The 10,302-nt window shown below is 63.6% G+C and carries 8 protein-coding genes; 6 read left to right on the top strand and 2 right to left on the bottom strand.

Annotated elements, in window-relative coordinates; all coding sequences use genetic code 11:
• The 4 genes from VN004_RS00275 to VN004_RS00260 all read left to right on the top strand — a co-directional run.
• A partial coding sequence (locus VN004_RS00275) for a vitamin B12 dependent-methionine synthase activation domain-containing protein (RefSeq protein WP_325606103.1) occupies positions 1 to 633 on the top strand: 633 nt, incomplete at its 5' end.
• 42 nt (positions 634 to 675) lie between these two features.
• Positions 676 to 1,389, top strand: coding sequence for a TetR/AcrR family transcriptional regulator (locus tag VN004_RS00270; RefSeq protein ID WP_325606102.1), 714 nt, complete (start codon positions 676 to 678; stop codon positions 1,387 to 1,389).
• An 88-nt stretch (positions 1,390 to 1,477) separates the two neighbouring features.
• Positions 1,478 to 3,187: a CocE/NonD family hydrolase gene (locus VN004_RS00265; protein ID WP_325606101.1), complete on the top strand. Its 1,710-nt coding sequence runs from the start codon at positions 1,478 to 1,480 to the stop codon at positions 3,185 to 3,187.
• Between the two features lie 31 nt (positions 3,188 to 3,218).
• Positions 3,219 to 4,208, top strand: coding sequence for a tripartite tricarboxylate transporter substrate binding protein (locus tag VN004_RS00260; RefSeq protein ID WP_325606100.1), 990 nt, complete (start codon positions 3,219 to 3,221; stop codon positions 4,206 to 4,208).
• 448 nt (positions 4,209 to 4,656) lie between these two features.
• On the opposite strand, the gene VN004_RS00255 is transcribed toward VN004_RS00260, so the two are convergent.
• Positions 4,657 to 4,878, bottom strand: coding sequence for a DUF2798 domain-containing protein (locus tag VN004_RS00255; protein WP_325606099.1), 222 nt, complete (start codon positions 4,876 to 4,878; stop codon positions 4,657 to 4,659).
• Positions 4,879 to 5,024: 146 nt separating this feature from the next.
• On the opposite strand from VN004_RS00255, the gene VN004_RS00250 reads away from it, so the two are divergent.
• Both VN004_RS00250 and VN004_RS00245 read left to right on the top strand, forming a co-directional pair.
• Positions 5,025 to 6,413, top strand: a complete 1,389-nt coding sequence (locus VN004_RS00250; protein ID WP_325606098.1) for an extensin family protein — start codon at positions 5,025 to 5,027, stop codon at positions 6,411 to 6,413.
• Positions 6,414 to 6,674: 261 nt separating this feature from the next.
• Entirely contained in the window at positions 6,675 to 7,607 is a 933-nt protein-coding gene (locus tag VN004_RS00245) for a cation diffusion facilitator family transporter (protein ID WP_325606097.1), read from the top strand.
• A gap of 210 nt (positions 7,608 to 7,817) precedes the next feature.
• On the opposite strand, the gene VN004_RS00240 is transcribed toward VN004_RS00245, so the two are convergent.
• Positions 7,818 to 10,302, bottom strand: a 2,485-nt coding sequence (locus VN004_RS00240; protein ID WP_325606096.1) for a hydantoinase B/oxoprolinase family protein, incomplete at its 5' end; no start/stop codon positions are given.

Raw genomic sequence — 10,302 nt, 5'->3', positions numbered from 1 at the left:
CTGCATGGCTTGCGCCAGCAGATCGCGCGCCGCGACGGGCGGCCGAATGTCTCGATCGCCGACTTTGTTGCATCCGGGGACGGTGCGCCGGTGGATCACGTCGGTGCGTTCGCGGTCACCGCAGGAATCGGGGAGGAGGCTATCGCGACAAGGTTCAAGCGGGCCAATGACGATTATTCGGCGATCATGATGTCGGCGCTGGCCGATCGTCTGGCGGAGGCCTTTGCCGAGCACCTGCACGAGCGCGTGCGCCGGGAATTCTGGGGCTATGCGCCGGACGAGAAACTGACGCCGGCCGATCTGATCGCCGAAAGCTATCAGGGCATTCGGCCGGCGCCGGGCTATCCGGCGCAGCCCGATCACACCGAAAAGGCGACGCTGTTTCGGCTGATCGGCGGCGAGCGGATCGGCGTTACTCTCACCGAGAGCTTTGCGATGTGGCCGGGCGCCTCGGTCTGCGGGCTCTATTTCAGCCATCCGCAGAGCCACTATTTCGGCGTCGGCAAGATCGAGCGCGACCAGGTCGAGGATTATGCGCGCCGCAAGGGCTGGAGCGTGGAGGAATGCGAGCGCTGGCTGGCGCCGATCCTCAATTACAATCCGAACGAAGTGAGGAAGGCGCAGGCGGCGTAACGGCACGATTGACTTGCGTCCACCGCCCGGCAATCTCCTCGTATGGGGAAGAAAACAACGCGCGTAGCGAAGCCGGACTCCAAAGCGGCGGTCAAACGCGCAAAAAAATCGCGCGACTACCATCTGCCGCCGGGCGTCGCGCGGCAATCGCTGCTGCAATCGGCGATCCGGCTGTTGAACGAGCGAGGCATGGGCAATGTCTCGCTGAACGATGTGGCGCGCGAGGCGAAGCTCAATCCGGCGCTGGTGTCCTATTATTTCGGCAGCAAGGACAACCTGTTCCAGGCGGTAGTGGAGCAGGTGGTCGGCGAATGGCGCGCCGAAATTCTGGCGGTCGTGCCGGAAGACGCGGAGGCTGAGGAAGCCTTGCGGCTGCGCGCGAGCGCGACCATGCATTTCCTGCGGCGCTATCCGTATCTCACGCGGCTCATCATGCATCAGATGATGACGGTGAAGTCGAAGGAGTCGCGCTTCTTCATCGAGAATTTCGCGCGGGTGAATTTTGAGGAGCACACCGCGCTTCTGCGAAAGGGCGTGGATGCCGGCGTCTTCAGGCCAGTCGAGCCGCTGTTCTATTTCGCGCATTACGTGGCGCTCGGCGATCTCTACGCCAATCTGCAGCCGATGATGGAGCGCCTCGGCGGCAAGCCGCAAAGCGACGATGAGCGCTTCGGGGCATTCGTCGAGACCATGATCGAGATGCTGATCTACGGCATCGCCGCGAATCCCAAGAAAAAACCGCAACGCTCGCGCTGACCGGCCCGCGATGCGGGTCACGCGGCCTTTGCTTGACCGCGATTTAAATGGTCATATAAATGAACCCGGAAGCCCGGGGAGAAAACGCTTGTTCACGCGGGACTGGTCGCTGTCGCAGCCGCAATACGGCGTCACGCATGAGCGCGAATTGCGCATTCCGTTGTCGGACGGGATTACGCTGCATTGCGCGGTGACGCGCCCATCCGCGCCCGGTCGCTATCCGGTGCTGCTCGGCGTGCATGCCTATTCGATGGCCGACCAGTTCACCGACCTGATGCCGGAAGGCATGAGCCACAAGCGCGGACATATGGAGGCGGGGGACTCGGTGTTTTTCGCGCGCCGCGGATACGCGCATGCGGTGGTGAATATCCGCGGCACCGGCAAGTCTGAGGGGGTATTCGGCAATCTCAATCAGCGCGCCATCGGCGATATCGCCGAGGTCGTGGAATGGCTGGCATCGCAGCCGTGGTCGAGCGGCCGGGTCGGCATGACCGGCGTGTCCTATTTCTCGATCGTCTCCCAGCGCGTGGCTGCATTGGCTCCGCCGTCGCTGCGCTGCATCTGGGCGCCCTATGGCTGGAACGACGCCTATCGCGACCGCTATTATCACGGCGGCATCCTCTCCTACGGCTTCATGCGCGGCTGGCTGCGCAACGTCGCCGGCATGGAGATGGGGGAGCAGCGGCTTGCGTTGATCCGCTCGCCCGAAATGCGCTCGACCATCGAGGCGCTGCGCGCAGATCCCGAGATCGCGGCGGTGCCGTTCCTCGCCGAGTGTCTCGCGGCGCCGGAGAGCGGCACCAATCCGCTGATGGTGGAAATCCTCGCGCACCGGTTCGACGGGCCGTTCTGGCGCGAGCGATCGATCGACTTCGAAAAACCCATCGATGTACCGGCAACGCTCGGCGGCTGCTGGGGCATCTACGGCCTGCATTTGCCAGGCGCCTTCCGCGGCTTCGAAAACTGGCGCGGGCCGAAGCGCATGCTGATCGGCCCGCCGGTCTATCTCGATCGCCCGGTCTATCAATATCAGTTCGACCAGCTGCGCTGGTTCGATCACTGGCTGAAGGACAACGACACCGGCATTCTGGGCGAGCCGCAGGTCCAGACCTTCATCGACAATAGCGGGGCGTGGCGGGACTTTGGCGGCTGGCCACCGCACAGGGCGCGGTTCACGCCGTTCCATCTGCATGATGGCGGTCTTCTCTCCGAGCGCGAGCCGTTCCGCGGATCGACGAGCACAAGCTTCGAGGACGCGCCGGGGGCGCGCGGCGAAGTGCGGTTCGTTACGCCGCCGATGGTCGAAGCGACCGAGATCTGCGGGCCAATTGCGCTGAAGCTGTTCGCATCGACGACCGACACGGACCTCCTGGTCTTCGCAAGCCTGATCGAAATCGCACCCGATGGTGCCGAGCGGCTATTGACGCGGGGCTGGCTGCGCGGCTCGCAACGGCAAATCGATCCGGCAAAGAGCAAGCTGTGGCAGCCGGTGCATGCGCACACATCGCGCGAGAAGCTGGTACCTGGCGAAGTCACCGCATTCGATGTCGAAATCCGTCCCTATGGCATCCTGCTCAGGCCCGGCTACCGGCTGGCGCTTCGGATCAAATGCGCGGATGACGAAAAACCGCAGCACGACCTGCAATGGATCGCGCAGGGGCACCTGCACCGGCCGGTCGCATCGACCGTCACCATCCATCATTCGCTCGAACATCCCTCGCACCTGTTGCTGCCGGTCACGCGTGGCAACCGGATTGGGACCTTCTTCTCCGGCGGGCAGGTGCTGCTGAGCGGATAGGACAATTGGCAAACCACGAAGGGAGGATGCCATGAGAACGAAATTCAAATCGGCGGGCGCGATTGCAATCGCAGTGGTTGCGTCAGTGCTGTTCGCCGCAAAGCCCGCGCCGGCACAGACCTATCCCGACCGCCCGATCCGGGTGATCGTTCCATTCCCGGCGGGCGGCGTGCTCGATACGCTGACGCGCGCGATCGGCGACAAGGTGCGCCCGATCCTCGGGCAGCCCTGGGTCATCGAGAACAAGCCCGGCGCCAACGGCTCGATCGGCATGCAACAATGCGCGCAGGCGGAGCCGGACGGATACACGTTCTGCTCCGTGACGGCGGAGGCCTTCACCATTCTGCCGCACTACGATCCTTCCCTCTATGAACGCTACAAGACGCTGGTGCCGGTGACCGAATATCTCACCGCGCCGGGCGTCGTGTATGCGAGCGCCGGATTCCCGGCGAAAGACCTGCGCGATGTGGTGAAGGCGGCCAAGGCCAAGCCCGGCGATTTGTCCTATTCGTCCTGGGGCCAGGCGTCGTCGCCGCAGGTGTTTTTCGAGTGGCTGAAGAAGACGCAGAATGTTGACATCCTGCATGTGCCGTTCCGCGGTTCTACGGATGCGATCAACGAAGTGGTCTCGGGACGCATCCCGGTTTCCTATGTCGCGCTCGGGATCGTGGTGCCGCATTTCAAGAGCGGAAAGCTGACCCCGCTTGCGGTGATCGGCGACACGCGCTCGAAGCTGTTGCCCGACACGCCATCGCTCGGCGAACTTGGCTTCGACTTCCCTTACAAGGGCGCCTGGTTCGGGATGATGGCGCCGGCCGGCACGCCGATGGCAATCCGCGAGAAGATCGCGAGCGCCGTGCGCGCTGCGGTGAACGATCCGGAATTCCGCGCGCGGTTTCTCGACCCGCAGGATTACACGCCGGTCGGTTCCGGTCCCGCCGAGTTCGAAGCCAAGGTGAAGCGGGAGCACGCCTATGGCGCGGACATCGTGCGGATCACCGGCATCAAGGCCGCTCAATAGGGATTGCGGGCGTTGAAACGCAAAGCACCGGAGCGAACCTTCGCTCCGGTGCTTTGAACCCCAAGCCGCCTGGTACGCATGCGGCGATTGTTGGTCTTATAGCTTACCTCCGAGACTCTCAGAACGCTCCCAGCAACACCGCGCTCACGAAGGCGAACACGGCAAACAAGGCCAGGACGTTGAGCTTCAAGGATAGGTCCATAAGGCCTCCTTTCGCTGTCCTTGGTTAACCATAGCAGACCACGGAACATCATCGAAGGGCCGAACGCGGTAGCAGCGTCAAAGTGCCGCCGACGTCGGGTAGCACAATGCCGGTGTCGCCTCTAACCACCTGATTTGTCGAAACAAAATATTTTTTCACAGGCTCGAAGCGGTGGTCATGGCAAAGCTTCGCTCACTGCAATGCAGCATGCTTCCTACGCGTCAACGAGCGTTGTGAGTTCGCGAGTCAGCCAGCGCCTGCGATCCGCTCGGCAAGCCTGCGTGCTGTCGGCATGACGATAAAGCCGGTCGTGGCGGCGATCGGCCAGGCGACAATGAAAGCCTTGGCCCACTGCCATGGAAACCCCGGATCGATGCCGAGCGCGAGCCAGGTCGCAACGAAGGTGACAATCGCGACCATCACGATTGTCATCAAGGCCGCGGTCAGCGCACGCACTTTCCAGCTCATCCAGATCCTCCCCGGTCCTAATGTCTCTGCGCGGGGGGCGGAGATTACGCCGAACGGGTATCGCAGTCACCTTCCGGTAACGATAACGAATACCACCGCGCACCGGTGAATGACCCGTTAACGGACTCCTTCGCATTGTCGGAGTCATGTTGCGGGTATTGTCTCATCACTGGCGCGCAAGCGTCACCGGATTGAGCCTCCTGGCGCTTGCGGGCTGCGCCGGGCATTACCTCATGCAGCGCGAGCCGTGGCGGAAAGAGGCCGAGCTGACCTGTCTTCAATCGGGCGCGGTGAAGGAAAGCGGCACCATCGTCCGCATCGAGCCGATCAACGGACCCGGCATGTGCGGGGCGGATTTTCCGCTGAAGGTTGCCGCCCTGGGCGACCAGCCCCTGCTCGGCTATTCGGACCTGCGACCGCCTGCTTCTGTGCCCAATGCCGGCCCGCAGCGCTGGCCTGTCACCACGACGCCGGCTCCGTCTGCGGCGCCGCAAGCAACGCGCGATCGCGGCGACGAGCCGCAATTCTTCAATCCGCTGCGTCGCTCGAGCGTGCAGCGGGAGGCGCTGCCGCCACCGTCTGCAAACGGACGCAATATCGGTGCGCCGCTCGAGATTGTGCCGTCGCAACAGAGTGCTTCAGCCGGACGTTACGAGAGCAATCCATGGCGGAGCAGCGGCGCACAACCCACTGCGGCCACGCGGCGGCCCTCGGTTTACGATCCGCCGTCCGAACCTGAGTTTGACGATGCGGATGTGGTCGAGTCCAAGGCTGCGTCGTCCTCGCCATTTCCGGCGCCACTGCGGCCCTATCAGCCGCAATCGCGTAGTGCATCCACGGCCGCTCCGGTCCAGTCGGCCGTGCCGCTCGGACGGAGCGCGATTTCCGCGCTCGGCCCGGTCGAGATCAAGCCCGCGGCGACGCTGGCATGCCCGATGGTCTCCAAACTCGATCGATGGATCATCGATGCCGTGCAACCTGCGGCGCGGCGCTGGTTCCGGCAGCCGGTGGTCGAGATCCGGCAGATCTCGGCCTATTCCTGTCGCGGCATGAACGGCCAGCGCGGTGCGCGTATTTCCGAACATGCCTTCGGCAATGCGCTCGACGTATCGTCTTTCACCCTAGCCGACGGCCGGCGCATCACCGTGAAGAATGGCTGGCGCGGCTCGCCGGAAGAGCAGGGCTTCCTGCGCGACGTTCAAGGCGCGGCCTGCGAGATGTTCAACACGGTGCTCGCGCCGGGCTCCAATCGCTTCCACTACGATCACTTCCATTTCGATCTGATGCGGCGCCGCAGCGGCAACCGCATCTGCAATCCGGATCAGATCCCCGGCGACGTGGTGGCGGCGCGGGTGGCCCGCGAGCGGGGTTATGCGTGGCGGACTGAGCCTGGCTTCACCGGGGCGATCGGCAAGGCGGGATCACGGTCCCGCAGCGTTTCACTCGGCGGAAAGCCGAAGGCGAGGTCGGCAAAGCGCAACATCCTCGACGATGACGACTGGATCGAGGACGAGGGACCGAGGCCGGCGGAGTGACTCACTTTCGGCTGAGGCGAATCGCTTCAGCCATGTTTTGTCATGCCCCGCGAAAGCGGGGCATCCAGTAAGCTCTTGAAGCGGTCGCTTTTATTGGATGGCCCGCTTCGCGGGCGATGACAGCTGGAGAGCGGCCGCTTCGGTAGAAATTGAACGAGCTATAGCCGCACTCCGTTCGTTCCCGTGCAAGCGGGAACTTGGATGTCGTGGTCCTCCGTCCCCGCTTTCGTGGGGACGAACGGTGTATAGTGGTCATCCGTCATGCACGATCATTCTCACGATCACGGCAGCCACGCGCCCGGACACACGCATTCGCATGCTCACGCGCCGAAGGATTTCGGCCGCGCCTTTGTCATCGGTATCACGCTCAATTTCGGGTTCGTGGCGGTCGAGGCGGCCTTCGGAATCCTCGCCAATTCGACGGCGCTCCTCGCCGATGCCGGGCACAATCTGTCCGACGTGATCGGGCTGGTGATCGCCTGGGGCGCGGCTATCCTCAGCAAGCGCCCGCCGACCCCCCGCTTTACCTATGGCCTGCGCGCGAGTTCGATCCTCGCAGCGCTTGGCAATGCGCTGCTTCTGATCTTTGCCTGCGGCGCGATCGCCTGGGAGGCGATCTGGCGTTTCGCGGAGCCCGAGCCGGTGGCTAGCACGACCGTCATGGTCGTCGCGGGCATTGGCATCCTGATCAACGGCTTCACCGCCTGGCTGTTCATGAGCGGCAGCAAGAGCGATCTGAATATCCGCGGCGCCTATCTGCACATGGTCGCGGACGCGGGCGTCTCGCTCGGTGTGGTGGTCGCGGGCGCCGCGATCATGTTCACCGGATGGCTCTGGCTCGACCCGGTAACGAGCCTGATCATTGTGGCCGTGATCCTGTGGAGCACCTGGGGATTGTTGCGCGATTCGATCAATCTCGCGCTCGGCGGCGTGCCCGCGCATATCGATCTCGAAGCGGTCAAGACGTATCTGCAAAGCCTGCCCGGCGTCGTCCGCGCGCACCACGTGCATGTGTGGGGCATGAGCACCAACGAGGCCGCGTTGACTGCGCATCTTGTGATGCCCGGTGGTCATCCCGGGAATGATTTTTTTGAAAAGGCGCAGCACGAGCTTCTCGCGCGTTTCGGCATTGCGCATCCGACGCTGCAGATCGAAATCGGCGAGGGCACGGCAGCGGAAGCGGGGGACGAATAGCGCCGCAATGGGTGCTTTCCGCCGAGGCGCGGTGCGGTCACCGGACCAGATCGCAGACAGAGTTCATGCGTCGCGCAACGGTCGTGACAATTCGCCAGGGGCGGCGGCGCTGCGAGACTGGCAATCCGGGTACGGGCCAGTCCCTGAACCTACCCACGCGGCCTGCAACTAGACCTTCAGGAGGTTGCGTCCTGAGGCCATCGGGCATTGTTATCCCGCCGGGCCGTATCCACCCGCGGTCGGCGTCTGGATGATGATCGCTTCGCCCGCGTCGATCACGGTGGCGTCGCAGCCGTTCAGCTTTTCGATGGTGCCGTCCTTGCGCCGCACGAGGTTGTCGCCGACCTGACCGGCTTCGCCGCCCGCCAGGCCGAACGGCCGCACGCGGCGGTGGCCGGAGAGGATGGTGCATTCCATCTTCTCGAGGAAGCGGATGGTGCGGCGGATGCCGTCGCCCGCGTGCCATTTGCCGCGGCCGCCCGAACCCCTGCGAATGTGGAAGTCCTCCAGCAGCACCGGATAGCGGAATTCGAGAATTTCCGGATCGGTCAGCCGCGTGTTGGTCATGTGCGTGTGCACGGCATCGGTACCGTTGAAGCCCGGACCCGCGGGCGAACCGGAACAGATTGTTTCGTAATATTGATAGCGCTCGTTGCCGAAATTCAGGTTGTTCATGGTGCCCTGCGCCGCGGCGAGCGCGCCGAGCGCACCGAACAGGCAATTGGTGACAGCCTGCGACACCTCGACATTGCCCGCGACAACAGCCGCCGGATATTCCGGCGTCAGCATCGTGCCCTTCGGGATCACGATGTTGATCGGCCGCAGGCACCCGGCATTCATGGGAATGTCGTCGTCCACCATCACGCGGAAGACATAGAGCACGGCCGCGCGCGTCACCGGCTCGGGCGCATTGAAGTTGGTCGGCTGCTGTGGCGAGGTGCCGGTGAAATCAACGGTCGCCTCGCGCTTCTTCTTGTCCACCGTGATCTTCACCTTGATCACGGTGCCCTGGTCCATCTCGTAGGAGAATTCGGAATCGTGCAGGCGGTCGATCACCCGCCGCACGCTCTCGGCGGCGTTGTCCTGCACATGCTTCATATAGGCCTGCACCACCGGCAGGCTGAACTGCTCCACCATCTTGCGCAGCTCCTGCACGCCCTTTTCGTTGGCGGCGATCTGCGCTTTCAGGTCGTTGATATTCTGGACCGGATTGCGCGCGGGATATTTCGCGCCGGTCAGCGCGGCATAGATTTCTTTCTCTCGGAAGTGACCGCGATCCACCAGCTTGAAATTGTCGAGATAGACGCCTTCCTCCTCGATGGTGGTGGCATTCGGCGACATCGAGCCAGGTGAGATGCCGCCGACATCGGCGTGATGTCCGCGCGAGGCGACCCAGAACAGGATCTTCCGCTTCGCATTGTCGAACACCGGCGTGCAGACCGTAATGTCCGGCAGATGCGTGCCGCCGTTATAGGGCGCGTTGATCGCATAGACGTCGCCGGGGCGGATCTTGCCCTTGTTCTCGCGGATGATGGTCTCGACCGCGCGGTCCATCGAGCCGAGATGCACCGGCATGTGCGGCGCATTGGCGACGAGCGCGCCGTCGCCGGAGAACACCGCGCAGGAGAAGTCCAGACGTTCCTTGATATTCACAGAATAAGCGGTGTTCTGCAGAGCAACGCCCATCTGCTCTGCGATCGACATGAAGAGATTGTTGAAGACTTCGAGCATCACCGGATCGGCCTTGGTGCCGATCGCCGCAATGCGCTTGAGCTTTGCGATCCGCGTCAGCACGAGGTGGTTCTTTGCCGTGAGCGCGGCCTGCCAGCCCGGCTCGACCACGATGGTCTGGTGCGGCTCAATGATGATGGCCGGTCCCTTGACCTTGTGGCCGGGCTTGAGCTGGTCGCGCGTATAGACCGCGGCCTTGTGCCATTTGCCCGCGGAGAAGAATTTCGTGCGGCGGGCGGGCGGGGGGAGCTTGCCGCGCGTCGTCTTTAGCGCGCGCTCGCGGAAGGTCGCAGCCCCGCCGATGGCTTCGACCGACACCGCTTCCAGCACCAGTTGCTTGGATCGGTCGATGAAGCCGAACTGCGCCTTGTGCGCCTTCTCGAAGGCCCGGGTCATCGCGGCGATGTCGCCAGCGTTCACCACCAGCGCCGTGTCTGTCCCGGCGTAGCGGATATGCGCGCGCACGATCACCTTGATGTCGCGGGCCGGCACGCCCTGGCCAGCGACTTCGTTCTTCACAATCTTGCCGAGCGATTGGCCCAGCCTGCTCAAGGTCTTCAGCGCCTTTGCGTTCAGCGGCTCCTCGATCGCCTGCTGGCGGGTGGCGCGAATGTCGGCGAGCCCCATGCCGTAGGCGGAGAGGAGCGACGAGAACGGATGGATCAGCACGCTGGTCATGCCGAGCGCATCGGCAACAAGGCAGGCATGCTGGCCGCCGGCGCCGCCGAAACAGTTCAGCGCATAGCGCGTCACATCATAGCCGCGCTGTACCGAAATCTTCTTGATCGCATTCGCCATGTTCTCGACGGCGACCTTGATGAAGCCGTCGGCAACCTCTTCCGGCGTCTTGCCGTTGCCGACCTCGGCGGCAAGCGCCGCAAATGCGTCGCGCACGGCATCGGCATCGAGCGGCTGATTCTGCTCGGGCCCGAAAATCTTCGGAAAGAAATCCGGCATCAGCTTG

The sequence above is a fragment of the Pseudorhodoplanes sp. genome, from assembly GCF_035565855.1.
Taxonomy (GTDB): Bacteria; Pseudomonadota; Alphaproteobacteria; order Rhizobiales; family Xanthobacteraceae; genus Pseudorhodoplanes.
Note: the sequence above shows the minus strand (reverse complement) of the source record. Positions and strands in the feature narration are given on the sequence as shown.